Here is a 26,049-nt window from a genome sequence, read left to right on the forward strand (position 1 = left end):
CGGCTCACGAAACCGCCTGCGCCAGCGCCGCCTGCTGTTGCGTGGTCATGCCGGCGATCTGAGTCGTGGTGAAGGCGGCGATCTGATTGCCGTTGAGCGCCAGGAGTTCTGTCGTCGTCAATGCGGTGATGGCGGTCGCCGTCAGCGCGCCGACTTGCGTCGTCGTCAATCCGGCGAGCTGACGCGCATCGAACGACGCGATGACCGCGCCGTCGAGATTGCCGAGTTGCTGCGTGGTGAGCGCGCCGATCTGCGTGGAGGTCAGCGCATCGAATTGGGTGGGCGAGAGAGCGCCGAGCTCGGTGGTGGTGAGATTGACGATCTGCGTCGTCGCCAGCGATGAGATTTGCGTGGTGGTGAGCGCGCCGACCTGCGTCGTCGTCAGCGCGCGCAATTGCGGGCGCAGCAGGCCGCCGAGCTGGTCATCGGTCAGCGCCGCTATCTCGGTCGTCGTCACCGCCTGCATCTGCGTCGTCGTCAGCGCCGAAAATTGCGTGGCTTGCAGCCCCGCGAATTGCGTCGTCGTCAGATTGGCGATCTGCGACACAGAGAGGCCGGCGATTCCATCCGAGGAGACGGCGCCGATCTGCGTCGCGCTCAAAGCCGAGAGCTGCGTCGTCGTGAGCGAGGCGGCCTGCGTCGCGGTGAGGCCGCCGAGCTCCGTCGCGGAGAGCAGCGCGATCAGCGTCGAGGTGAGGCTCGCAAATTGCGACGATGTCAGCGCCGCAATGGCGGAAGCCGAGAGGCTCGCAAATTGCGTCGAGGTGAGCGAAGCGATTTCTGTGGTGCTGAGCCCCGCCACGGCGGACGGCGACAGGGCGCTGATCTGATTCGCCGAGAGCGCGGCCGATTGCGTGTCGGCGAGAGCGGCGATCTGCGTCTGGCCGAGACCCGAGACGCCGGTCGTCGAAAGATAGGAGATTTGCGCCGCGCTCAGCGCCGTCAAACGCTCTGTGCCGAGCGAGGCGACCTGCGCGGAGGTCAGACCATAAATTTCCTGCGCGGTGAGCAGCTTCAGCTGCGTCGTGGTGAGCGCGGCGAGCTGCGTGGTCGAGAGCGCGCCGATCTCGGTGGAGGAAAAGCTCTGCAATTGCGTCGTCGACAGCGCGCCGAGTTCCGTCGTCGTCAGCCCGCCGATTCCGGTCGTCGACAATGCGCCGATCTGCGCGGCGGTCAGCGCCGCGAATTGCGTGGAGCTCAACGCGCCGAGCTGCGTCTGCGTCAGCCCGCCGACGCCCGTCGTCGACAGCGCGGCGATCTGCGTCGCATTCAGCAGCGCGAGCTGCGTCGACGCCAGCGCCGCCACTTGCGTCGCGGCGAGGCCGCCGATCTGCGTGCTGGTCAAGAGGCCGATCTGCGCCGATGTGAGCGCCAGCACCTGCGTCGTCGTCAGCGCCGCCATTCCGGTGGAGGAGAAGCTGCGGAACTGCGTCGTCGTCAGCGCGCCGATCTCGTCGCTGTTCAGCCCCGCGATCGCGGTCGTCGAGAGGGCGGCGATCTGCGTCGCTGTGACGCTGGCGAGCTGCGTCGTGGTCAGCAATCCGATCTGCGTCGCGGTGAGGCCGGCGATCGCCGCGGCCGTCAGATATTTGATCGTCGTCGTCGTGAGCGCGCCGAGGCGCGTGGCGTCGAGCTGCGAAACTTCGGTGGAGGTCAGCCCGCGCGCCTGCGTCGCGGTGAGCGCGCCGACCTGCGTCGTCGTCAGCGAGGCGAGCTGCGCGCTGGTCAGCGCGGAAATCTGCGTGGCCGCCAGCGCGCCGAATTGCGTGGCGTTCAGAGCCTGGAGCTGCGTCGTCGTCAGGCCGCTGATCGCGGAGGTGGAGAGCGCCGAAATCTGCGTGGCGGCGAGCGCGTCGAATTGCGTTCCGGCAAGCGCCGCCGCCTGCGTCTGCGTGAGGCCTTGCAGCTCGAGCGTGGTGAGCGCGGCGATCTGCGTCGTCGCCAGCGCGGCGAGCTCCGTCGTGGTCAGCGCGCCGACCAGCGCCGCGGTGAGGCCGCGCAGCTGCGTCGTCGTCAGCGCCTGCAATTCGGTCAGAGTGAGGCCGGCGATCGTCGTCGTCGACAGGCCGGAGAGCTGCGTCGATGTGAGCCGCGCGAGCTGATCGAGGCTGAAGGCGGAAATCTGCGTCGCCGTGAGCGCCCCCGCCTGCGTCGAAGTCAGCGCGCCGATTTGCGTCGTGGCGAGCGCCGCGATCTCGAGAGTGTTGAGCGCCGCGACGGCGGTGGTGGCGAGCCCTCCGATCTGCGTGGTGGTGAGCGCGGCGATCTGCGTCGTCGAGAGCGCCGCCGCCTGAAGATCGGTGAGGCCGGCGAGCGCCGTCGTCGTCACCGCCGTCAATTGCGTCGTCGAAAGCGCGCCGAGCTGGGACGTCGTCAGCGCGGCGAGCTGCGTGCTGGCGAGGCCGCGCAGCTGTGTCGTGGTGAGAGCCTCTATGACGCCGGTCGAGAGGCTCGCCACCGAATCGGAGGAGAGGCCCCTGAGCTGCGTCGACGAGAAGGCGCCGATCTGCGTCAGATCGAGCGCCGCGATCTGCGTGTCGACCAGCGCGCTCATCTGCCCCGCGGTGAGAGCGGCGAGCTGCGTGGTCGCGAGCTCGGAGATTTCCGTCGCCGTCAGTCCGCCGATTCCGGTCGCGGAGAGCGCGGCGATCTGCGTCTTCTGGAGCGCGTAGATTTGGAGCGGCTGCAGAGCCGCGACCTGCGCGTCGTTCAGAGCGCGCATCTGCGTGGTGACGAGCGCGGCGATCTGCGTCGCCGCGAGGCTGGCGAACTGGCTCGCCGACAGGGCGGCGACCGCAGTCGTCGACAGGGCGGCGACCTGCGTCGTCTGCAAGGCGGAAATCTGCGTCCATGTCAGCGCGGCGATCTGCGCGGCGCCGAGGCCCGCGGCGCCGTCGCGGCTCAGAGCCGCGATCTGCGACTCGCCGAGCGCGGCGATCTGAGCATCCGACAAAGCCCCGGTCTGCGTCGCGGTGAGCGCGCCGATCTGACTCGTGGTGAGGCTCGCGACATCGTCTGCGGACAAGCCCGCAAATCCCGTCGCCGACAGAGCGGCGATCTGCGTCGCAGCGAGAACGCCGAGCTGCGCGGGAAGCAATGCGGAGACCTGCGTATCGCCGAGCGCGTGCAATTGCGTGGAGGTCAGCGCCTTCAATTGCGCGCTCGACAATTCGCCGATCTGGCTCTCCGCGAGACCGCCGAGCGCGATCGCGGACAGCGCGGAGATCTGCGTCGTCGTCAGCGCGTCGATCTGCGACAGCGTCAGCGCCGAAGCCTGAGTCGCGGTGAGAGCCGCGATTTCTGTCGTCGTCAATGCGGCGAGCTGAATCGAACTCAGAACATTGATCTGCGTCTCGGCGAGCGCGCGCATCTGCACGGCGCTGAAGGCCGCGATCTGCGCCGTCGTCAGCGCGGCGAGCTGGTCGCTGGTGAGGCCAGAGGCGCCGGTCGAGGTGATGGCGGCGAATTGCGTGGAGGTCATCGCCGCGATCTGCGTCACCGTCATCGCGGCGACCTGCGTGTCGACGAGGCCGGCGAAGGCGCGCGAGGACATGGCCGCGATCTGCGTCGCGCTCAGCGCGGCGATCTGGCTGGCGTCGAAAGAATTGAGCTCGCTCGAGGTGAGGCCGGCGATCTGCGTCGTCGTCAAGCCGGCGATCTGCGTCGCGCCGAAAGCGTCGAGCTGCGTCGTCGTCATCGCGGCGATCTGCGCCGAAGTGAGGCCGGAGAGCTGGTCGACGGAGAGATTGGCGAAAGCCGTCGCGCCGAGGCCGGCGATCTGCGCCGCGGCGAGCCGCGTGATCGTCAGCGCCTGAATCTCCGTCGTCGTCATATTGTCGAGCTGTGTCGTCGTCAGCCCGCGCGCCTGCGTCGTGGTGAGCGCGGAGAGCTGCGTCGTCGTCAGCCGGTCGATGGCTTGCGAGGACAGTCCGCCGATCTGCGCCGCAGTGAGCGCCGCCGCCTGCGTCGTCGTGAGATTCTGCAGCTCGGCCGTGGTCAGCTGATTGAGGAAAGTGGTGGTGAGCGCCGCGATCTGCGTGGAGGCGAGCGCGGCGACCTGCGCGCTGCTCAATCCGCCGGCGCTGCTCGAGACGAGCGCGGCGATCTGCGCGGCGGTGAGATTGGCGATGGGGAGCGCCTCGACCGCCGTCGTCGTCAAGGAGAGGAGCTGCGTCGTCGTCAGGCTGCGCGACTGTGTTATCACGAGCGCCGACAGCTGTGTCGTCGTCAGATTGCCGAGCTGCGTCGTGGTGAGGCCGGCGATCTGCGCGGCGCCGAGCCAATCGACCTGCGTCGTCGTCAGGCTCGCGATGAAGGTCGAGGAGAGAGCGTTCAGCAGCGTGGTGGTGAGCGCGCGGAACTGCGTCGCGGACATCTCCGAGAATTGCGTCTCGGAGAAATCGGCGAAAGTCGTCGCGCTCATCGCGGAAAATTGCGCCGCCGAGAATTCGGCTATGTCGAGCGATCGCAGCGCCGTCGTCGAGAGATTCGCGAGCTGCGTCGCCGTCAGGCCGCGCGTCTGCGTCGTCGTGAGATCGGCGAGCCGCGTCGTCGTCAGCTCGGCGAGCGTCGTGTCGGAGAGGCGGGCGACCTGCGCGGCGGAGAGGCCACGGAATTGCGTAGTCGTGAGCGCGCCGAGCCGCGTCTCCGAGAGGCTGTTCAGCGTCGTCGTGGAGATAACAGCGATTTGCGAGGAGGTGAGCGCCGAAAATTGCGTGTCCGAGAGATTTCCGAACGCAGCGGGGCCGAGCCCGGCGATCTGCGCATTGGAGAAATTCGCGACCGACAGCGCCTGAATCTCGGTGGGGGTCATGGCCGAGAGCTGCGTCGTCGTGAGCGCGCGCGTCTGTGTCGCGGTCAGAGCGGCGAGCTGCGTCGTGGTGAATTCGGCGAGGTCGGTCGTCGTCAGCGCCGCGACCTGCGTCGCCGCCACGCCGGCGATCTGCGTCGTCGTCAAAGATTCGATCGTCGTTTGCGAGAGGCTGTCGAAGGCCGTCGTCGTCAGCGCGCCGATCTGCGTCGAAGAGAGGGAGGAGATCTGCGTCGCGGAGAGACTGTCGACATCCGTCGCATTCAGCGACCGCACCTGCGCCGCGGTCAGGCTGGTCACTTGCAGCGCGACGATCTGATCGAGGCTCAGCGCGTCGAGCTGCGTCGCGGTGAGGCTGCGCACCTGCGTCGAGCTGAAGCTCCCGATCTGCGTCGTTGAGAGATTGGCGAGCTCCGTCGTCGAGAGGCCGGCGATCTGCGCCGCGGTCAGCGCCTGCAACCGCGTCGTGTCGAGACTGCCGATCTCGGTCTCGTCGAGCGCATTGAGCTCCGTTTTGGTGAGCGCGGAGAGTTGCGTCGTCGTGAAGGAGTCGAAGTCGCTTTCGGCGAGCGCCTGGAATTGCGACAGATCGAGCTGCGCGATCGCGCCGCGCGACAGCGAGGCGACCTGCGTCGTCACCAGCGCCTGCAGAGTGCTGGTCTGCATAGAATTGAGCTGCGTCGCCGTCAGCACGGCGATCTGCGTCGTGTCGAATCCCTCGATGTCCGAGGTTTCGAGCTCGCTCATGACAGTCGTCGTGAGACGGGCGATCTGCACGGTCGTGTATGACGAGTAGATCGACGTCATGACAGCCCTGCTCCACGCGCCTGTTCCCGAGCCGGCCCGAGGCGCGGCGGCGCGGCCGCGGCCGGCGCGACGATCTTTGCCGGGAGAGGCTTGCGTGAAACTGGGCTCGCAGTATCGGTCGCGGATCAGCGAGCGGCGGCGTCCCGCGCCGTCGCGCGCGCGGCCCAATCGAGATAGGCCGGATCGCCGGCGGAAACGTCGAGGCGCAATATTTCCGGAACCTCGTAAGAATGCGCGGCGCGAATGGCGGCGGCGAGCGCCTGGAAATCCTCGGTCCGCGCTTTCGCCTGCACGAGAAATTCGGGATCGGCGCGGGTTTCGCCATTCCACTGGTAGAAGCTGCGAATGGGGAAAATCTGGATGCAGGCGGCGAGCTTGGCGGCGAGCAGGGCGCGGGCGATGCGCTCGGCGCCCGCCTCATCGTCGATCGTCGTCTGGACGACGCAGAATTTCGGCTCTTTCGCGCTCACGGGGCGTGACTATGGGCGCGCCTCGGGCCGAAATCAACGCGGCGGGCCGCCATTCGGCGCTTTTCTTGCTGGGCGCGAGGCGAGCGGCCGCCGACCCGCGGCTACATCCGGAGACAAAAGGACATGTTCACCAGGGTCTGCAAGGAAGACACTGTTTTCGAAGGGGAAATGCGGCTCGTCATCGCCGATTCCCATGTGATCGTCCTCGCTTGGGCCTTCGGCGGGGAGATCAAGGCCTTTCAGGGCGTTTGCCCGCATACCAATGCGCCGCTGGACACCGCCGATTTCGACGGCGAGGTGCTCACCTGCCCGCTGCATAATTGGACCTGGGACTTGCGCACCGGCGATCCGATCCATCCTCAGGAAAGCCGGCTCGCCGAATATCCGGTCAAGATCGAGGACGGCGTGGTCTATATAGATACGGACGGCGTCGCGCCCTTCTTCGCCGAGCGGTGAGCGGGCGGCGCGGACTCGATCGGCCCCGTACGGCATCGCGAACGGGGTGAATTTCACAAGCGGTTGATCTCATTGCGCCGAGCGCTAGGCGCCGTTCGGCGCGCGCAGATCGACGAGATCGGCGTGAGGGGGCGCGCCCGCGCGAGGAGAAGATTCTGCTTTTGCCGAATCGACAAAATTCTCTATGTTTCGCGCTGGATGCGTCTCTAGGCCACGAAGAGAGGTAGGAGATGAACCTGTCCGAACAGCCCCCCGTCCCCGAGGAGGCTTCGAGCGGCGCCGACGCCGTGAGCCTGGACGCGCAGCTCGAGGCGATGACCGCCGAGCGTGATCGCCACGCCAAGGACAAGATCGAGCTCATCACCAAGGCGAGCGCTTTGGCGAAGGATCTCGAAGCCGTGCGCGCGGAACTCGCCGCCGCGACGGAGGAGAAGGATAGAGCGGTTTCGGCCGTCGCCGGCGAGCGTGACGGCGCGGTCCTGCATCGCGATCGGCTGAGCGCCGAGCTCGACGCCCTGCGCGCGGAGCTCTCCGCCGCCCATGGCGCCAAGGAGAAAGCCGCCGTGCTGGCCGCGCAGGCGAGCGCCGAGATTGCCTATTTGAAGGACAGGCTCGCCGCCGCCGGCTCGCCCGATCCGCTGGTCGTCTTCTGCGATTACGCGCGCGAGAAGACCATCGCGGCCGTCGCCTGGACGCGCGCGAAAATCCCGGAGGGCCATGCGGCGCTGCCCTGGTTCGACCGCATCGTCGAGGCGACCGCGACCGCCGGCCGGCTGACCGCGAGCTTCCTGCGCTGGCTCGCCCCACGGCTCGTCGAGGCCTATCAATGGGCCAAGCCGCGCGCGCTGGAACTCTACGCCAAGGCGAAGCACGAGATCGAGACGAGGTACAAGCAGAGCTGATCGCTCGGCCGGCCGCATTCGAAAAGGCGCGCGTCCCTGCGACGCGCGCCTTTTTCATTTTGCCGAGACGCCAACGCGCCTTTTTGCGGACGCCGGGGCCGCTTCGGCAAGCGACACAATTGCGACCTTCGACAGGATTCGACCGAACAGCATCGCAGTCCTCACTTCGCAGAAAAATCGACGAGCCGCCCGCGAGAAACAGAAATGTCGAAGCTGGCGATCGGCGTGAGGCGTCCATCGATCGTCTGGGATAATGTCACGATTCGGTTCAAAAGCTCATCGCCTCGCCCGTTTTTCAATTTGGCCACGCTCGCGATATAGAGCCCACCGTCGTGAAGGAAGGGAGCGAATTCTTCTGGGCCGTGCGATGCATTTTCCTCCCTTTCCTGTCCCGCGAGCTTTTTCAGCTCAAGATAAGCCTCGCTCTGCGACGGCGTCAAAGAGGCGGAATTGCGAGCGGTCAAAAAATCTTCGACGAACCGCACGGACGCGCGCCGCAGGCTGTCGCAATCGGAGCCTTCGCAACCTGTCCCGGCGTCCGGCCGTCCATTAGCCTCGCTAGCTTCCACCCGCGGTGAAAATTCGAGCGTAAGTCGACACTCCGGCGCAAAGCGATCGGCGATCCGACGCGCGACGGTCAGCTTAGCGGTCAGTGATCGTCCCGCTCTCCAATCGTCCTCGAACGCCGCCGGCGTTCCTTCGAAGCTGCCGAGCCAACGACCGACGCCACATTCCGCGTGGGTCGCATCCCATCCGTCGGGGCCGTCCTCCAAAAAGGCGCGCCCGTTCTCGACTCGAAAATAGCTCTGCGAAGTGCAATAGGCCGACCCCTGTATCACGCTCGCCGCGAAGTGGCCGGCAGGCGCTTCGTCGATGAAGGCCTCGCCGGAAGAACCCCACTCCTCGAGCGCCTTGCGCAAATCCTCTGCGAGCGTCAGATGGCCGGTCTTCGCCCAGGCGAAAATGGACCTCGGCCCGTCGAGCTCCGTTCGTCGCCCGAAAGAAAATTCGGAGCCGCTCGCTTTTGCGAGAAATTCGAGCGGTCTGTCGGCGGCTTTGGATTTGTCCGCCGCCGCCGCGAAAGCAACTGCGTAGCGAGCGCCGAGCCTGCGGCAGATGTCGTGCCGGTCTTCCGGCATCGGCGCTCGCAGCAGGTCGATTCGCTTTCTGTAGAGATCGAGAAGACAAGAACGCCTTCGCTCATAATCTCCAACACAGTTTCCGACCCTCCGCCAGCTCCAGTCGTCATGCGCGCGCAGCAGCGCCTCGCGACGAGATGGCGTGGCGGCCTTCTCCAGCTCTCGAGCGAGAGTCGCATCGAGCGTCATCAACGCCGGATCGAAGCAGATCAGCTTTGTATTCTCGCGCGCTCTCTCGGTCAGGGCGCAGTCGATAGAGCGGGGCAATCGCCTTTTTGCGGTTGTTTCCTGCAACTCGGCGATTCGAGCTTCATAGACGCCGGAGAGGCAGGCGGCGGCCTCGGCTCGTTGGGCGTCCACTCCTGCGAATGCGCCGCAACGGCTATCGCGCGCCTTCACCCATTGGCGCTGCTCCTTCAATAGCGCTTCGCGCCGCTCCGCTTCGGCGGCGAGGCTCTTTCTGACCTCGAGCGACAGCTCATAATCGAGATCGCCCAGTTTGCGCTCGCCGCAGATCGAGCGTTCGACCGCGGTCAACCCCTCCCCGCAATGGAAGCTCTGCGCGAGCGCCGCGACGGCAAACGTCACGAGCCCCGAAGAGACAGCGAAGCAAAGCCGCCGGAACATCGAAACTCCTCCCGCGCCGCGCAATGCTCCGCCGCCGATCGCGAATCGGCTCCAGGGCGCCGCTTCAATCCCGAAACGAGGCGATTCGTCCTTCCTCGCGCCCATGCGCCGCGTAATGAAAGGTGGGCCCGAGATTCGTTTGCGCCACGTCGGGATAGAGCCGTAGATAGGCGGCCTCGTCGAATTTCGCGCGACGCAGCCGCGCGGCCTCTCGCTTCAATCTCCACTTCGCCTTCACGCGGCGAATCGCCTCTTTGATGAAATCATTGCCGGCTTCGCCGCTGGATCGATCGAAAACAGGGGTGAGCCGCAGTAATTCGTCGCGCAGCCGGCGCGTCTCTCGCTCCAAAGCCAGATTTCTTTCCGTGAGCTCTTCATCCCGTCGGGCCGCGGCGTCGCGCAGCGCTTCGGCGTCCCGTTTCGCCTCTTCCTCGCGGCGTTCGGCTCGCGCGCGTTGGTTCTCGAGCTCCCCCAACGTCACGCCAGCCGCCGCGAGCTCCGCGCGCAGACCTTCGGCGTCGCGTTTCGCCTCTTCGGCGATACGTTCGGTTTCCGCGCGGCGGCTCTCGCGCTCGGCCAGCGCCGCATGGGCCGCCACGAGCTCCGCGCGCAGACTTTCGGCGTCCCCCTTCGCGTTCTCGGCGATGCGTTCGGCTTCCGCGCGGCGGCTCTCGCGATCCGCCAGCGCCGCATGGGAGGCGGCGAGTTCGCCGCGCAAAACTTCGGCGTCTCGCGCGACGCGTTCCAGCCCCTGCTGCGCATCCTCGCGGTCGCTATAGGCGCGCGTTCTTTCGCGGCCATTGGCGGCGAGCCATTCGTGGAGATATCTCTCCGCCAGCCCGCTTCCGGGAGAAAGCTCGTTCAAGAGCTCGCGCCGAGCGATGCAATAGAACTCCTTGTCGGGATGAAACTCCCAAGGGCCGCCATAAGGGGCGAAACGAGAGCCGAAGCAAATCTCCTCTGAAATCCGAATCATCCGCACGCCGGAATAATTCGAAAGGAAATCGTAAACGTCGGCCAGACGCGCGTTACGGCGTCTGATGTGGATGAACTCCTTGAAAGGCTCCGGCTCGCCTTTGACGAGCGCGAGCTCGGAAAGAAAATGACACAGAAATATGACCTTCTGACCGCCATAAATTTTTTGTTGCAATATGTCATGGTAGAGTTTGTCGAAATAATATTTCCACATATTCCAATAATGTTCACAATCAGCCCAAATTAACTTGTGCCCCTTCATCTCCGGAATGTCGTCCAAGGACAGGTCCGGCCATTTTTCAGCGAAGACACCGGTCCTGAAATCGGGAAATATGCTGTCTCCGACTGCGATATGGGCTGTCAAATAGTCTCCGGCGACGTCGAAGAGAAAAGCGTCCGCGTCGCTTTCGCGCAGCAGATCCGTGATCTGTTTTTCAGTTTCCCGTGTGAGAAAATCGGAGGCCTCTTTGAGAGGAAGAAACCTCGAACGAAGTTTCAGCTTTGACGAGGCGAGGCTCGGAATCGTCGCGCGCCAGATATGCTTGCCGTCGACCAGGTGGCCGATCTCCGCCAAAATGTGCTCTATATAGCAACTTCCGAAGCCGATGACGGACTTCATCATCGGCGGCGGCGCGATCGACGATCGAATATCTTGTATATTGTCAGAATTGTCGGTTGTCACGCTAACGATATTGTCCATAATTCGATCCGGCCCCTCCCTCGGACGGCTCGGGAACGGCGGTCCCCGGCCGTCGAGATGAATGCGTCGATAGTTTATCTGCGTAATTTTACCGAAAGACGACATGTCGGCGCGTCGTGGGGCGAATCGGCGCTGTCTCCGGCGGCTCGGCCGGGCGGAGGCAGTCAAATCGCCGCTTCCCTTCGCCCCCCGGCGCTGCTATCCCCGCCGCCATGACGACGCGCAAGATCGACACTATCCGCAATTTCTCCATCGTCGCGCATATCGACCACGGCAAGTCCACGCTCGCCGACCGGCTGATCCAGGCGACGGGGACCGTCGCCGCGCGCGACATGGTGGAGCAGGTGCTCGATTCGATGGATATCGAGCGCGAGCGCGGCATCACCATCAAGGCGCAGACGGTGCGCCTCGACTATAAGGCCAAGGACGGCAAGGATTACGTCCTGAACCTCATGGACACGCCCGGCCATGTCGACTTCGCCTATGAGGTCTCGCGCTCGCTGAAGGCCTGCGAAGGCTCGCTGCTCGTCGTCGACGCCAGCCAGGGCGTCGAGGCGCAGACGCTCGCCAATGTCTATCAGGCGCTCGACGCCGGCCATGAGATCGTGCCGGTCTTGAACAAGATCGACCTACCGGCGGCCGAACCCGACCGCATCCGGCAACAGATCGAGGACGTCATCGGCCTCGACGCCGCCGACGCCGTGCTGATCTCCGCCAAGACCGGCATCGGCATTCCCGATGTGCTGGAGGCGATCGTCACCCGCCTGCCGCCGCCGCAGGGCGACGAGGAGGCGCCGCTCAAGGCGATGCTGGTCGATTCTTGGTACGACGCCTATCTCGGCGTCGTCGTGCTGGTGCGCGTCATCGATGGGCGGATGCGCAAGGGTCAGAAGATTCTGATGATGGGCACGAACGCCCATTACGAGATCGACAAGATCGGCGTGTTCAAGCCCAAGATGCTGGATGTCGCCTCGCTCGGTCCCGGCGAGGTCGGCTTCATCACCGCGCAGATCAAGCAGGTGGCCGACACGCGCGTCGGCGACACCATCACCGAAGATAAAAAGCAATGCGCAGAGCCGCTGCCGGGCTTCAAGCCGGCGCAGCCGGTGGTGTTCTGCGGCCTCTTCCCGGTGGACGCGGCGGATTTCGAGGATTTGCGCGCCGCCATCGGCAAGCTGCGCCTCAATGACGCGAGCTTTTCCTACGAGATGGAGACCTCCGCGGCGCTCGGCTTCGGCTTCCGCTGCGGCTTCTTGGGCCTGCTGCATCTCGAGATCATTCAAGAGCGCTTGCGCCGCGAGTTCGATCTCGATCTCATCGCGACAGCGCCTTCGGTCGTCTATAAGATCAAGCTGACCAATGGCGAGGAGATCGAGCTGCACAATCCGGCCGATATGCCGGATGTCGTGAAGATCGACGAGATTCTCGAGCCCTGGATCCGTGCGACCATCATGACGCCGGATGATTATCTCGGCGCCGTGCTGAAACTCTGTCAGGATCGGCGCGGCGTGCAGATCGATCTCAATTATGTCGGCAAGCGCGCCATGGCGGTCTATGACCTGCCGCTCAACGAGGTGGTGTTCGACTTCTACGATCGCTTGAAGTCGATCTCCAAGGGCTACGCCAGCTTCGACTATCACATCACCGATTATCGCGTCGGCGATCTCGTCAAGATGAGCATATTGGTGAACGCCGAGCCGGTGGACGCTCTGTCCATGCTGGTGCATCGCACACGCGCCGATTCCCGCGGCCGGCAAATGTGCGAGAAGCTCAAGGAGCTGATCCCGCCGCATATGTTCCAAGTGCCGATTCAGGCGGCGATCGGCGGCAAGATCATCGCCCGCGAGACCGTGCGCGCCTTCCGCAAGGATGTGACGGCAAAATGCTATGGCGGCGACGCGACCCGCAAGCGCAAGCTGCTCGAGAAGCAGAAGGAAGGCAAAAAGAAGATGCGCCAGTTCGGCCGCGTGGAGATTCCGCAGGAGGCGTTTATCGCGGCGTTGAAGATGGAGGATTAGACTGCTAAAGGCGAAATTGCATTGTGCTATTTAGGGATTTGTTACGATGAGCGAGAGCCTGTCATCGATCGAGAAAGGAAAAGACTCGGCTTCCGGGGGGCATGACTATGCCGTTATGCTCCCATGCTCTCCAGACTCTTTTGGAGAGTTTATCTCTGGGCTTCTCGGAAAACCCCAGGTTATCGAAGGATACGTTGATGGGTATTTTGAATTATCCCGAGACGATATCGTAAACATATTTCACCTCGTGAATCAGCGCATCGCTCAGCAAAATGAAGCTCAGTTGATTCAATTTTCTGTGCTAATAAGCTACGACGACAATTCAACCGTTATATTGAACTCTCTGCAAGACTTTATGACGTATGCAGAAGTAAAATCTCGCGTATCAATCGGATTCCAATTGTCGTGGACATATCTTGTGAAGTTTATTGGGAAGCAGGTCCCCGAGAAGCAGACTATCGACGTTTCATACCGAACTGGCCGCCTCTCTCGATACTCGTCTCGCCTGACTACAAGTAGTGAGAAGGGAGAGTTATATAATGGGTTTTATTTCAGAATCTGTCATACTGCGCGAAGCTGGGGGGTTGACATAGAGTCTTTATTGACGGGCCACCTTGGCGCTCTTAAAAGAGCAAATACGTCTGATTTTCGGCTATGGATTTCCGAGCGTATCGGATTTATTTCATTCTTTATTTGTACAGTTCTATTTATTATTTCAAATATTGGCCTGATTTTTACGATTAAAACGCATAGCGAGACCCAAACACGTGAATTTTCCACGCGTCTTGCGAGTGTGTCGGATAAGAACGGCGAAGCAATCATGTATTTAGCGAGCCAGGGCATTGGCGGAGGAGTGGCGTCGTATTTAGTATATATACTTGTATATATGATGATAACAATAATATTTATTATATTCTTTGCAATTATATTAAGATCTGTATTGCACTATTCGCCAACTGGTGCGCTCCTTCTTACAAATCAGGCTGAATCAGAATATGAGTTCCAGCAACGTGAGCTTTCAAAGTCGTGGTTGGATTCCTCAATCGCGATTGTCGGGGCTCTAATCGTCGGCGTCGCGTCAAATTTCTTATTTTTGTGGATTACGACACATTGGATGTAGGTGCGGTGTCCCGGTTTCGAGCGCTCTTGGCCCGGAGCATGAGCCGCGTAACCAAATTTGTGGCTTGTTAATGTACCCGTTCGCGTACATATTCCCACCATGCGCACCACCTCCTACAGCGACCTCCGCAAGAATCTCGCCGCGACGCTCGACCGCGTGACCGAGGATCACGAGCCCGTGGTCATCACCCGTGACCGCGGCAAGCCGGCCGCCGTGCTCATCTCGCTCGAGGATTTCGCCTCCTATGAGGAGACCGCGCATCTGTTGAAGAGCCCGCGCAACGCCGAGCGGCTGCGCGCGGCGATCGAGCAGCTCGATGCTGGCCAGGGCAAAGAGCATAAGCTCTCGGAATGAAGCTCGTCTTCGCGGAGCAGGCCTGGGAGGATTACCTCTATTGGCAGGCGCAGGACGCAAAAATTCTCGAACGGCTGAACGCCCTCCTCAGGGAATGCCAACGCACGCCATTTGCAGGGACGGGAAAGCCGGAACCTGTGCGCGGCAATCTGCGCGGCTGGTGGTCCAGGCGCATCACGCTCGAGCACCGGCTGATTTATCGCGTGGAGGGCGAAAGCTTGTTGATCGCGCAGTGCCGGTATCGTTATTGATGGCGGGCGCATGGAGAAGCAGAAGGAAGGCGGCCGCGTGGAGATTCCGCAGGAAGCCTTCATCGCTGCGCTGAAGATGGAAGATTAGGGGCGCGGTCTCGGGCGCGTGTCACGAATGGAAATGCACGGGCGAGTGATCGGAAAGGCGCCGCGACCTCCCCCTCGATGCCTTTTCTCAATCCGATAGCGCGAAGCGGGGGAGGGCTGGGGAGGGGGCTTTAAGCCCGCCCCTCCACGCTCTTCTCGATGATCTGCGCGAGATCGGTCATGATCGCGTTGAGATCATAGTTCTTCGGCGTGTAGACGGCGGCCACGCCATTCTCGCGCAAGAGCTTCTCATCGGCCGGTGGAATGATGCCGCCGACGACGAGCGGCACTTCACTGAGGCCCTTTTCCTTCATCAGCCGCAGCACCTCATGGGCGAGCGTCACATGCGAGCCGGAGAGGATCGAAAGGCCGACACAATGCGCGCCTTCCTTCTGCGCCGTCTCGACCAGCTCGGCCGGGGTCGAGCGAATGCCGGCGTAGATCACCTCGAAGCCGGCGTCGCGGGCGCGCACGGCGATCTGCTCGGCGCCGTTGGAATGGCCGTCGAGGCCCGGCTTGCCGACCAGAAATTTGGCGCGCTGGCCGATCTTGGTGGAGACGCGCTGCACCTCCTCGCGCACCGCGTCGAGCTGGCCGCCGACCTGCCGCGCCGTGGAGGAGACGCCCGTCGGCGCGCGATATTCGCCGAACACGCCGCGCAGCACGGCGCCCCATTCGCCCGTCGTCACGCCCGCCTTGGCGGCGGCGATCGAGGGCTCGACCATATTGCGGCCTTCCTTGGCGGCGCGGACAAGCTCGTCCAGCGCAGCTTGCGCGGCCTTGGCGTCGCGCTGCGCGCGCCAGGCGTTCAGCCGCGCGATCTGCTCGGCCTCGACATGCTCGGGCACGACCATGATCTGATTGTCGCCCGCGGTGAGCGGCGAGGGCTCGCCCTCGGTGAATTTATTGACGCCGACGACGATCTGCTCGCCGGCCTCGATCGCCTCGAGCCGCGCAGTATTGCTCTCGACGAGCTTGGATTTCATATAACCGGCCTCGACCGCAGCGGCGGCGCCGCCCAGCTCGTCGATCTTCTTCAACTCGGCGACGGCCTCTTCCTTCAGCGCCGCGACCTTTTTGGCGATGGCTGGATTGCCGTCGAAAATATCGCCATATTCCAGCAGATCGGTCTCATAGGCCATGATCTGCTGCATGCGCAGCGACCATTGCTGATCGAAGGGTCGCGGCAGGCCGAGCGCCTCGTTCCACGCCGGCAGCTGAACGGCGCGGGCGCGCGCGTTCTTCGACAGCACGACGGCCAGCGACTCGATCAATATGCGATAGACGTTGTTCTCCGGCTGCTGCTCGGTGAGGCCGAGAGAATTCACCTGCACGCCATAGCGGAAGCGGCGGGATTTCTCGTCCGTGACGCCATAGCGGTCTCGCGTGATCTCGTCCCACAGCTCGACGAAAGCGCGCATCTTGCACAGCTCTGTGACGAAGCGCATCCCGGCGTTGACGAAGAAGGAGATGCGGCCGACCACCTCGGCGAAATCCTTTTCCGAGAGGCCGGCCGTCTTCACGCCGTCGAGAATGGCGCAAGCCGTCGCGAGCGCATAGGCCAGCTCCTGCGCCGGCGTCGCGCCGGCCTCCTGCAGATGGTAGGAGCAGACATTCATCGGGTTGAACTTCGGACACTCTTTCGTGGTGAAGAGGATGAGATCCTGCGTCAGCCGCAGCGATTGCGCCGGCGGGAACACATAAGAGCCGCGCGACAGATATTCCTTGATGATGTCGTTCTGCGTCGTGCCCTGCAGTTTTCCACGCGGCGCGCCTTGCTCGTCCGCCGCCGCAATGTAGAGCGCGAACAGCCAGACGGCGGTGGCGTTGATGGTCATCGACGTGTTCATATCCGCGATTGGAATGCCGTCGAACAGCGTGCGCATGTCGCCGAGATGCGACACCGGCACGCCGACCTTGCCGACCTCGCCGCGCGAGAGAATGTGATCGCTGTCATAGCCGGTCTGGGTCGGCAGATCGAAAGCGATGGAGAGACCCGTCTGGCCCTTGGCGAGGTTGGAGCGATAGAGGAGATTCGACTCCTTGGCCGTGGAATGGCCGGCATAGGTGCGGAACAGCCAGGGCTTGTCGTGACGCGGTGCGGATTCGGTCATGTGTTCGGTCCCTCCGGCCGGGTCGATAACACATGACGCTATTCAGGTGAAAGCGCTCCGGTGGAGCCGACCACTGGCGTTGGGGGTGGCGGCGCGGCCGGAACCGATCAATTACCTCGACTCTCTAAAATCGAAGTAGTGGCTGACGCCGATTCTCACGCTGTGCAGATTTGCAGAGATATTGTTGGCCGTAATATTAGCGCTGGTCGATATAAATAGTCCACTCCCCGAGGCTGCGCTCACATTGAAATTGGTCCAAACCGGTCTCGATTCGAATCTCGTGTGGCGATATTCAACCTTCAAACTCCACGATGGACTGAATACGCGCTCCCAGCCTGCGCCAAATGTTATGCCGTCGAGACCAAAATTCTCGTCTTGATAAATGAACTTGCCGTAAGTGTAGCCGGCCAACGCATAGACGAGGTCGGTCTGGTCGACAAGATAGCCTATTCGACCGAGCGCGCTCGCCATCCACGAGCTTTCCACCACGGCATGAGACGAACCAAAGCCAGCGCATGGGGAGGGGCTGCATGAATAATTGAGCTTGCTCTGGAAGCCTTTTGTCGGGACGTTGATGCGCGAAAGCGTCGTTTCGGCCTGTATTCCTAAAACAAAGTTCCCATCCAAAAGAAAATTATATCCCAAGTACATATCTGCGAGTGCGCCCCACGCCCGGCTTCCGGTCGACGTTCCAATCCTGTTGCTGCTCGAGTCGCTGCTCGGCGGGGGCGAAAAACAGCAACTCGGTCCTATCGGTCCTATATACGAACTGGCATACAGTTCTCGTTCGAAATGCGTTAGAGAGCTCGCGACCCCTCCAGGCCCAGCGGAAAACCCGACAAAAAAAGCGCTCCATCCCGGCGATTGCTCGGAGATAGGGATCGCCGTCGGGCGTGCATCAGAAGGAGGAAGCTGTCGGTTCGGCTCAGATTTGTTCGCGTCGCTCCCAGGCTCCGCCCGGCCGGAGTGAGCTCTCATTCGAGAGGCGTCTACCGTTTTTCTATTTGCCAATTCGATCTGCCGGATCCTGCTCTTTAGCGTCTTGTTTTCGTTTTCTAACGCTTCGAGACGGGCGTTGCGCTTTTCGAGCGCTTCCAGCCGTTGCGAAATCACATCCAAAGATCGCGATGCATCAGATGTTTCTGCGATGCCCGTGTTCAAAGTAAGGAGCGAATTGAGAAGGCCTATCGCCAGATAATGTTTGGCGCCCATTACCTACCCCTAATTCTTAGTCGAAACTTAATATACTCATGGTTCGGCGCCAGCGCTATGGTCGGGCTCCCGGCAACGCTGACGCTGGTACCTCATTTTGGTCTTCCTCGCCAGCGTTTTTTGCAGCGCCGAGCGGGCCCGCCAGAGGCCGCACGAAAACCGCTCTGTTCAGGCGAATGCCCGCCGTATATGTATGCCTGCCGCAATGTGCAGTCGGCCAAGAAGAATTCCCGAGGAGCCAGACGTTGACCGAACTGAAAGACCTCTACGACATCGGCGAGATTCCGCCGCTCGGCCATGTTCCCGCCAAGATGCACGCCTGGGTCGTCCGCAAGGAGCGGCACGGACCGCCCGAGGAGTCGATGCAGCTCGAGGTTGTTCCCACTTGGGAGCTCGACAGCCATGACGTGCTCGTTCTGGTGATGGCGGCGGGCGTCAATTACAATGGCGTCTGGGCGGCTCTCGGCCAGCCGATCTCCGTGCTCGACGTCCATAAGCTCCCCTATCATATCGCCGGCTCCGACGCCGCCGGCATCGTCTGGGCCGTCGGCTCCAAGGTGAAGCGCTGGAAGGTCGGCGACGAGGTCGTCGTCCACTGCAACCAGGACGATGGCGACGACGAGGAGTGCAATGGCGGCGATCCGATGTTCTCCGCCTCGCAGCGCATTTGGGGCTATGAGACGCCGGACGGCTCCTTCGCCCAATTCTGCCGCGTGCAGGACCGCCAGCTCATGGAGCGCCCCAAGCACCTCACTTGGGAAGAGTCGGCCTCTTATACGCTGACGCTGGCCACCGCCTATCGCATGCTGTTCGGCCATGAGCCGCACCGGCTGAAGCCCAGCGACAATGTCCTCATCTGGGGCGCCTCGGGCGGTCTCGGCGTGTTCGGCGTGCAGCTCTGCGCGGCGGCCGGCGCCAACGCCATCGGCGTGATCTCGGACGAGAGCAAGCGCGACTATGTGCTCTCGCTGGGCGCCAAGGGCGTCATCAACCGCAAGGATTTCAAGGGCTGCTGGGGCCAGCTGCCGACCGTCAACACGCCGGAGTTCAACGACTGGTCCAAGGCGGCCCGCAATTTCGGCAAGGCGATCTGGGACATCACCGGCAAGAAGGACGTCGACATCGTCTTCGAGCATCCGGGCGAGCAGACCTTCCCGCTCTCCTGCATGGTGGTGAAGCGCGGCGGCATGGTGGTGTTCTGCGCCGGCACGACGGGCTTCAACCTCACCTTCGACGCCCGCTATGTGTGGATGCGTCAGAAGCGCATTCAGGGCTCGCATTTCGCGCATCTGAAGCAGGCGGCCGCGGCCAATCGCTTCGTCGTGGACCGCCGCGTCGATCCCTGCCTGTCGGAAGTCTTCCCCTGGGCGAAGATCCCGCATGCGCACACGAAGATGTGGAAGAACGAGCACGCCCCCGGCAATATGGCCGTGCTGGTCAACGCCCCGACCACCGGCCTGCGCTCGCTCGAGGATGTGGTCGCGGCCTCGGTGAAGAAGTGACGTGAACAGCGTGTCGATCGCTCGGGCGACCTGAGTCCGAGCGATTGACCGCCGCGAAGTCATATGAGAGATTTTAATTAATTGCATACGACAGCACAGAGGCCAGCACAGCCGATCGGGCGTGACTGCGCTGTCGTATCGTGCGCGCGCGCGCCGATGTGATGCCGGGTCGGACGGGCGCTTCGAGGCGACTTCCCACGCTATGCGCGGAAAGCTGCGAGAACAGCCCTCGGCGTCGGGAGGCGATTTCGCATGTTGGAAGCGCGCGAGCTGACCAAGAGATATGAGGGCAAGGCGGATCGCCCCGCCCTCGACCGGCTGAATCTGCATATTCCCGGCGGCGAGGCGTTCTGTCTGCTCGGCCCCAATGGCGCCGGCAAGACGACGACCGTCAATCTCTTCCTCAATTTCATTGCGCCGACTTCCGGCCAGGCGCTCGTCGGCGGCGTCGATTCGGCGCGCGAGCCGCTCGAGGCGCGGCGTCGTCTCGCCTATATCCCTGAGACGGTGATGCTTTATGGCGCGCTCAGCGGGCTCGAGAATCTGGAATATTTCACCGAGATTTCCGGCGGCCGGCGCCTCGTGCGGGCGGAATTGCTCGCCCTGCTCGGCGAGGCCGGGCTCGCGGAGGAGGCGGCCTTTCGGCGCGTCTCGGGCTATTCCAAGGGCATGAGGCAGAAGGTCGGCGTCGCCGTCGCTCTGGCGCGGCGCGCGCAGGCGCTGCTGCTCGACGAGCCGACCTCAGGCCTCGATCCGCTCGCCGCCAATGAATTCGCCGCTCTGGTCGAGAAGCTGCGCAAGCAGGGCATGGCGATATTGATGGTCACGCACGACCTCTTCCTCGCCAAGCAATGCGGCACGCGCATCGGCGTGATGCAGGCGGGACGGCTCGTCTCCGTCTTCGGCGCCGATGACGTCGATCATCTCGGCCTCGAGCGCGCCTATCTCGAGCAGTTCAGAGGAGCGGCCGCATGAGCGAGATCGTCGTCGCGAAAGCGCGCGCCGCCCAGGAGCCCGCCGGCCGCTGGCGCGTCGCCCGCGCCGTGGCTCTCAAGGAATGGGCGGAGCTGCGCCGGGACAGCCGCCTCGCTTGGCTGTTCGGCCTCGTCTTCCTGCTGATGCTGGGCGCGCTCGCTTTCGGCGCCGCGCAGCATATGCGGCTGGATCGCGAGCGCGCCGCCGCCGCCGCGACCGACCGCGCGCTGTGGACAGGGCAGGGCGCGAAAAACCCGCACGCCGCCGCGCATTTCGGCCAATACGCGTTCAAGCCGCAGAGCCCGCTGGCGCTCGCCGATCCGGGCGTCGACGCCTATGTCGGCGAGGCCGTCTGGCTGGAGGCGCATAAGCAGAATGAGGCGCAATTTCGCGCGGCGCGCGACGCCGGCGTCGGCGCGCGGCTCGGGGGCCTCTCCTTCGCTTTCGTGCTGCAGACGATCATGCCGCTCGTCGCCGTGCTGCTCGGCTTCGCCGGTTTCGCCGGCGAGCGCGAGCGCGGCACATTGCGCCAGCTGATGAGCCTCGGCGCCTCGCCCGTCGATATTCTCGCCGGCAAGGCGCTCGCCGCGCTCGGCGCGCTTTCGGTCCTGCTCATTCCGGCTTTCGCCGCGGCCGTGCTGGCGACGCTCCTCCTCGCCGATCATGATTTCTCCGTCGCCGATCAGCTCGAGCGTCTTTTGGCGCTCTCCTTCGGCTATGGCCTCTATCTCGCCGGCTTCGTTTTTCTCGCGCTCGGCGTTTCGGCTTTCGCCAAATCCACGCGCACGGCGCTGGTGCTCCTGCTGGCCTTCTGGCTCGCCAATTGTTTTCTCGCGCCGCGCGTGATGACCGATGTCGCCAAGCGCGCCGCGCCGCTGCCCACCGCGCTCGAGTTCCGCAACACCATCGCCGAGGACAAGAACAAGACCTTCGGCCATGACGAGACGCATCCGAGCTTCATCGCCTTTCGCGACAGCGTGCTGGCGCAATATGGCGTCTCGCGCATAGAGGATCTGCCGGTCAATTTCCGCGGCCTCGCGCTGCGCAAGGACGACGAGAACGGCTTCGTCATTTTCGACAAGCATTTCGGCGCGCTGCAGGCCGCCTTCGACGCGCAGGACAGGCTGCGCGCGGCGCCGGGCTTTCTCTTCCCCGCGCTCGCCATGCAGCCCTTCTCGACGAGCTTCTCGGGAACGGATTCCTGGCATCAATATGATTTCGCCACCGCGGCGGAGGCGCACAGGCGCCGCATTCAGACGGCGGCGAGCGAGGACCTCATCCATAATGCGCGCTATGGCGACGCTTCCTATGTCGCGTCACGCGATATGTGGGAGCGCATTCCCTCCTTCGATTACGCCGCGCCGGCCGTCTCCTTCGCGCTCTCCCATGCGCGCGGCGATCTCGTCGCGCTCGCGCTCTGGGCCGTGCTGACCGCGGCGCTCGCCGGCTTCGCCGCGCGACGCCTCAGACCCCTGTGAGGCCCGCCATGACTCTCTCTGCATTTCTCGCCGCATGGCGGTTCGAATGGCGGCTTCTGCGGCGCGACGCCGCCGCATGGGCCGTGCTCGCGGCGATCGCGACAATGAGCGCGCTCGCCTTTTTCGACGGCGCCGAGCGCATCGCCGCGCAAAAAGCGGCGATAGAGGATGCGCGGCGCGACGAGACTCTGCGTCTCGATTCATTGCGCAAGACGCTCGCCGATTTGGACGCCGGCCGTGTGAAGGGCGAGACGCCGCCCTATCGCGATCCGCGCAACGCGGTCTTCGTCGGCGGCGGCTCTGCGGCGGCGGTGGCGGCGTTGGAGCCGACCCCGCTCGCGATCGTCGCCACAGGGCAGAGCGATCTTTTCCCCGCCGCGCTCAAAGTGACGAGCGGGACCAAGGACAGTTTCCTCTTCGCCGATGAGATCGAGAATCCGGCGCATCTCGCCAGCGGCTCGATCGATCTCTCCTTCGTGCTGGTCTTCGTCTTTCCTCTGGCGATTCTCGCGCTCTGCTTCGATCTTTCGGCCGGCGAGCGCGAGAAGGGCACGCTCGCTCTGAAGCTCGCCAGCGCGGAGAGCCCGACCGCCGTTCTGCTCGGCAAGCTCGCGGCGCGGGCCGGCCTGCCGATATTGGCGATGATCGCGGCGACCTGCGCCGGCGTCTATCTGCTGCGTGGGGCCGAGCCCTTCGCTTCCTGCGCCTTCGCGCTGCTCATCGCGGCGATCTTCGCCTATGGCGCCTTTTGGGCGTTGCTCGCGGCCGTCGTCGACAGTTTCGGCAAAAGCTCCGCCTATAATGCGCTGGCGCTCATCGCCGTCTGGGCCGGCCTCACAATGATCGCGCCCGCCGCCGTCAACACGCTCGCCGACGCGCTCTATCCAGCGCCTTCCCGCTCGGAAATGACGCTGGCCGCGCGCGCCGCCACGACCGACGCCGATCGCGAGCGCGACGCCGCTCTCGCCCGCTACGCCGAGGAGCACCCCGACGCCACGGCGACGGAGATGAAGCTGGGCGACGCCAAGGAGCGCACCATTCGCCGCCTCGCCGCGCTGGAGACGGCCAACGCCCGCGTCGAGGAAGTGATGGCGCGTCACGAGGCGCAGCTCGCCCGCCAGCGCGCGCTCGCCGATCAATTGTCCTTTCTCTCGCCGGCGCTGCTGATGTATCGCTCGGTCGCCGATATCGCCGGCGCGGGCGACCGCCGCTATGCGGAATTCTCCGCGCGGCTCGATGACTTCCACAAGCGCTGGCGCGATTTCTTCTGGTCGCGCGCCCATGCCGGCCAAGCGCTGACACAGGCCGATTACGCCGCTCTGCCGCGCTTCTCCGCGAGCGCGGATGTGGCGAGCGCTTCGGCCGGCGTCGCCTCGGCGCTCGCGGCCGGCGTCGGGCTGCCGGCTCTGCTGCTCGCCGTGCTGGCGTGGCGGGGGCTGCGGCGCTGCAAGGCGGCGTGAGCGACGCTGCGTCGCGGGCGTTTTGCGCGCCCGCTCCGCGAATTGTGCTATCCTGCCTCGTGAGGGAATAACCAAACAGGCGGGATTCGTCTTGCGATCGATCTTCCAAAAGCTCCTGCTCGCGGCGCTGGTCGCGCTTCTCGCCGTCGCGCCGGCGCGCGCGGCCGACCGGCTCCGCCTCGGGCTGCAGAAGACCGGCTCGGGCGTTTGGGAGCTCACCGTCGTCTCCGCCTTCGGGCTCGATAAGGAGGCGGGGCTCGAGCTGACGGTCACAGAGCTCGCCAACACCGACGCCGCCAAGATCGCCATTCAGAGCAGCTCCGTCGATATCGTCGTCTCCGACTGGCTGTGGGTGGCGCGCCAGCGCGCCGACGGCGCCAAGCTCACCTTCTATCCGCACTCCACCGCCATAGGCGCGCTGATGGCGCGCGACAAAGCGGTGAAGAGCGTCGCCGATCTCGCCGGCAAGAAGCTCGGCGTCGCCGGCGGCCCGCTCGACAAGAGCTGGCTGCTGCTGCGCGCCTATGCGCAACGTCAGGGCGTCGATCTCACCAAATCGGCGATCATCGTTTACGGCGCGCCGCCGCTCATCGCCGAGAAAGCCGCCGAGGGCGAGCTGGACGCCGCGCTCGAATTCTGGAATTTCGCCGCCGATCTCGAGGCGCGCGGCCTCTCCCGCGTCATCGATCTGCGCAAGGTGGAGACGGCGCTCGGCGCCAAGGGCGCGCCGGTCGTCACCGGCTATGTGTTCGACGAGGGCTTCGCCGCGAAAAGCCCCGCGCCGCTGCTCCGCTTCTTCGCCATGATCGACAAGGCGCGCCATCTGATCGCCGCCTCCGACGCCGCCTGGCGCGTCGCCATGCAACGCATTCCGACCAAGGACCCCGCCGTGCTCGCGCTCTATCGCAAGAGCTATGTGGAGGGCATTCCTGCCCGCAGCGTCGCGGAGGAGCGGGAGGACGCCGCGGGGCTCTACGCCACTCTCGCGGAGATCGGCGGCGCAGCGCTGGTCGGCTCGGCGAAAACCTTGCCCGCGGGCACTTTCTACGAGCCCGCGGCGAGCGCGGTGCGGTGATCCGCCTCCTGTCGCTGGCGCTGCTGCTGGCGTTCTGGCAGGGCGCGGCGCTGTTTTCCGATCCGCGCCGCCTGCCGGGGCCGCTGCCTGTCTTCGAGGCGATCGCGCATGAGGCCGAGAGCGGCGCGCTGTTCACCAATCTCGCGGCGACACTGGCGCGCGTCGCCGCCGCTTTTCTGCTGGCCATGAGTCTGGGCGCCGCGCTCGGCTACGCCATGGGACGACGGCCGGCGCTGGATCGGCTGTTCGATCCATGGCTGGTCATTCTCCTCAATCTGCCGGCGCTGGTCGTCATCGTGCTGGCCTATCTCTGGGCCGGCCTCACCGAGGCGGCGGCGGTGGGCGCGGTGGCGCTCAACAAGCTGCCCAACGCCATCGTCGTGATGCGGGAGGGCGCCCGCGCGCTCGACCACGAGCTGGATGAGATGGCCGATGTCTTCCGCCTGCGCCCGGCCGCGCGGCTGCGGCATATCGTCTTGCCGCAGCTCGCGCCCTATATCGCGGCGGCGACGCGCTCGGGCCTCTCGCTGGTCTGGAAGATCGTGCTGGTGGTGGAGCTGATCGGCCGCTCCAATGGCGTCGGCTTCGAGATCAATATGGCGTTTCAGCTTTTCGACGTGCGTTTGCTGCTCGCCTATGCGATTCCCTTCGTCCTGCTGATGCTCGCCGTCGAAACTCTCCTGGTGCAGCCCTTTGAACGACATGTCTCGCGATGGCGCCGCCGCCCTGCTCGAGGTCAGGGTTTCGCATAAGGATTATTCGAGCGCCGGCGCCCGGCCGCAGCGGGCGCTCGAAAACTTCGTGCTTTCGCTTCCCGTCGGCCGCGCCGGCGCGGTCGTCGGCCCGTCCGGCTGCGGCAAGACGACATTGCTGCGCATCATCGCCGGGCTCGACACGGAATTTTCCGGTGAGGTGACGCTTCCTGCGGGCGGGCGGCTCGGCATGGTGTTTCAAGAGCCGCGCCTTCTGCCCTGGCGCAGCGTCATCGACAATCTGCGCATCGCCGCGCCGCAGGCCAGCGAGGAGGCGCTCGCCGCTCTGCTCGCCGCGCTCGAGCTTTCCGAACATGCGCGCCATTTCCCCGGCGAATTGTCGCTCGGCCTCGCGCGCCGCGTCGCCATTGCGCGGGCGCTGGCGATCGAGCCCGATCTGCTGCTGCTGGACGAGCCTTTCGTCTCGCTCGACGACGCGCTGGCGCGCGATCTGCGCGCGCGCATCGCCGTGCTGATCGACGAGCGCCATGTGACGACGCTGATCGTTACCCATGATCTGCGCGAGGCGATCGAGCTCGCCGACGTAATTTTTCTTCTGTCGCCGCGCCCTTCGCGCGTCGGCGCGACGCTCAACGTGACGACGCCGCGCAAGCTGATGACGAAGGACGTCGCCGATGCGCTGGAAGCGCGGGCGCGCAAGGAGATCGAGGCGATGCGTGGGTGCTGACGCCCTCCCCCGCTTCGCTTCACGGAGAATTCGCGCGACGCCTGCCGCCTATCCTCTCCCGCGCTAGGGGGGAGGGT

General features: G+C 64.3%; 19 protein-coding genes and 1 pseudogene. 13 read left to right on the forward strand and 7 right to left on the reverse strand.

What is annotated here, in order from left to right:
• Positions 1-4 precede the first annotated feature (4 nt).
• Together C5689_RS03025 and cutA are read right to left on the reverse strand one after the other, a co-directional pair.
• A complete protein-coding gene (locus tag C5689_RS03025; protein ID WP_108915836.1) occupies positions 5-5,617 on the reverse strand; it encodes a beta strand repeat-containing protein in 5,613 nt (1,870 codons plus the stop codon).
• Positions 5,618-5,742: 125 nt separating this feature from the next.
• On the reverse strand, positions 5,743-6,087 hold the full coding sequence (cutA, locus tag C5689_RS03030; protein WP_108915787.1) for a divalent-cation tolerance protein CutA: 345 nt from the start codon (positions 6,085-6,087) through the stop codon (positions 5,743-5,745).
• Positions 6,088-6,210: 123 nt separating this feature from the next.
• On the opposite strand from cutA, the gene C5689_RS03035 reads away from it, so the two are divergent.
• Together C5689_RS03035 and C5689_RS03040 are read left to right on the forward strand one after the other, a co-directional pair.
• The gene (locus tag C5689_RS03035; protein WP_108915788.1) at positions 6,211-6,543 is read left to right on the forward strand and encodes a monooxygenase system ferredoxin subunit; all 333 of its coding nucleotides are present in this window, start codon (positions 6,211-6,213) and stop codon (positions 6,541-6,543) included.
• A gap of 230 nt (positions 6,544-6,773) precedes the next feature.
• Complete coding sequence (locus tag C5689_RS03040; protein ID WP_108915789.1) at positions 6,774-7,445, forward strand: hypothetical protein; 672 nt, start codon at positions 6,774-6,776, stop codon at positions 7,443-7,445.
• A gap of 161 nt (positions 7,446-7,606) precedes the next feature.
• Here the strand turns inward: C5689_RS03040 and C5689_RS18780 are convergent, their stop codons facing one another.
• The 3 genes and pseudogenes from C5689_RS18780 to C5689_RS03050 form a co-directional block, all read right to left on the reverse strand.
• Positions 7,607-8,365, reverse strand: a complete 759-nt coding sequence (locus C5689_RS18780; RefSeq protein ID WP_244594555.1) for a hypothetical protein — start codon at positions 8,363-8,365, stop codon at positions 7,607-7,609.
• Between the two features lie 522 nt (positions 8,366-8,887).
• Positions 8,888-9,316, reverse strand: a pseudogene (locus C5689_RS19035) (lysozyme inhibitor LprI family protein); the annotation flags it as partial.
• Positions 9,276-10,886: a hypothetical protein gene (locus C5689_RS03050; RefSeq protein WP_108915791.1), complete on the reverse strand. Its 1,611-nt coding sequence runs from the start codon at positions 10,884-10,886 to the stop codon at positions 9,276-9,278. The pseudogene C5689_RS19035 and the gene C5689_RS03050, both read right to left, overlap by 41 nt.
• Positions 10,887-11,098: 212 nt before the next feature.
• On the opposite strand from C5689_RS03050, the gene lepA reads away from it, so the two are divergent.
• From lepA to C5689_RS03065, 4 genes are all read left to right on the forward strand, one after another.
• Positions 11,099-12,904, forward strand: a complete 1,806-nt coding sequence (gene lepA, locus C5689_RS03055; protein WP_108915792.1) for a translation elongation factor 4 — start codon at positions 11,099-11,101, stop codon at positions 12,902-12,904.
• Between the two features lie 46 nt (positions 12,905-12,950).
• Positions 12,951-14,024, forward strand: a complete 1,074-nt coding sequence (locus tag C5689_RS18110) for a hypothetical protein (protein ID WP_146188307.1) — start codon at positions 12,951-12,953, stop codon at positions 14,022-14,024.
• Positions 14,025-14,123: 99 nt separating this feature from the next.
• Positions 14,124-14,378, forward strand: coding sequence for a type II toxin-antitoxin system Phd/YefM family antitoxin (locus C5689_RS03060; protein ID WP_108915793.1), 255 nt, complete (start codon positions 14,124-14,126; stop codon positions 14,376-14,378).
• Positions 14,375-14,629 carry a Txe/YoeB family addiction module toxin gene (locus C5689_RS03065; protein ID WP_108915794.1) on the forward strand — a complete coding sequence of 85 codons (255 nt, stop codon included), beginning with the start codon at positions 14,375-14,377 and terminating at the stop codon, positions 14,627-14,629. The genes C5689_RS03060 and C5689_RS03065 overlap by 4 nt, the downstream gene beginning before the upstream one ends.
• Positions 14,630-14,847: 218 nt before the next feature.
• Here the strand turns inward: C5689_RS03065 and C5689_RS03075 are convergent, their stop codons facing one another.
• Positions 14,848-16,830, reverse strand: a complete 1,983-nt coding sequence (locus tag C5689_RS03075; protein ID WP_108915795.1) for a protein meaA — start codon at positions 16,828-16,830, stop codon at positions 14,848-14,850.
• A gap of 111 nt (positions 16,831-16,941) precedes the next feature.
• A complete protein-coding gene (locus C5689_RS03080; protein ID WP_108915796.1) occupies positions 16,942-18,042 on the reverse strand; it encodes an outer membrane protein in 1,101 nt (366 codons plus the stop codon).
• A 245-nt stretch (positions 18,043-18,287) separates the two neighbouring features.
• Here C5689_RS03080 and ccrA point away from each other — a divergent pair, with 245 nt between their 5' ends.
• The 7 genes from ccrA (at position 18,288) to C5689_RS03115 (ending at position 25,972) form a co-directional block, all read left to right on the forward strand.
• Positions 18,288-19,544 (forward strand): crotonyl-CoA carboxylase/reductase, encoded by a 1,257-nt coding sequence (gene ccrA, locus C5689_RS03085; RefSeq protein ID WP_108915797.1) that lies wholly within the window; start codon positions 18,288-18,290, stop codon positions 19,542-19,544.
• A 252-nt stretch (positions 19,545-19,796) separates the two neighbouring features.
• Positions 19,797-20,519 carry an ABC transporter ATP-binding protein gene (locus C5689_RS03090; protein ID WP_108915798.1) on the forward strand — a complete coding sequence of 241 codons (723 nt, stop codon included), beginning with the start codon at positions 19,797-19,799 and terminating at the stop codon, positions 20,517-20,519.
• A complete protein-coding gene (locus C5689_RS03095) occupies positions 20,516-21,997 on the forward strand; it encodes a DUF3526 domain-containing protein (RefSeq protein WP_108915799.1) in 1,482 nt (493 codons plus the stop codon). Before C5689_RS03090 ends, C5689_RS03095 begins: the two co-directional genes overlap by 4 nt.
• A gap of 8 nt (positions 21,998-22,005) precedes the next feature.
• Positions 22,006-23,457 carry a DUF3526 domain-containing protein gene (locus C5689_RS03100; protein WP_108915800.1) on the forward strand — a complete coding sequence of 484 codons (1,452 nt, stop codon included), beginning with the start codon at positions 22,006-22,008 and terminating at the stop codon, positions 23,455-23,457.
• Between the two features lie 91 nt (positions 23,458-23,548).
• Positions 23,549-24,532: an ABC transporter substrate-binding protein gene (locus C5689_RS03105; protein WP_167398676.1), complete on the forward strand. Its 984-nt coding sequence runs from the start codon at positions 23,549-23,551 to the stop codon at positions 24,530-24,532.
• Positions 24,529-25,284 (forward strand): ABC transporter permease, encoded by a 756-nt coding sequence (locus C5689_RS03110; RefSeq protein ID WP_108915802.1) that lies wholly within the window; start codon positions 24,529-24,531, stop codon positions 25,282-25,284. Before C5689_RS03105 ends, C5689_RS03110 begins: the two co-directional genes overlap by 4 nt.
• Positions 25,235-25,972 (forward strand): ABC transporter ATP-binding protein, encoded by a 738-nt coding sequence (locus tag C5689_RS03115; protein WP_108915803.1) that lies wholly within the window; start codon positions 25,235-25,237, stop codon positions 25,970-25,972. Before C5689_RS03110 ends, C5689_RS03115 begins: the two co-directional genes overlap by 50 nt.
• The last annotated feature ends 77 nt before the right edge of the window (positions 25,973-26,049 follow it).

The organism is Methylosinus sporium (assembly GCF_003113265.1).
Classification (GTDB): Bacteria; Pseudomonadota; Alphaproteobacteria; order Rhizobiales; family Beijerinckiaceae; genus Methylosinus; species Methylosinus sporium.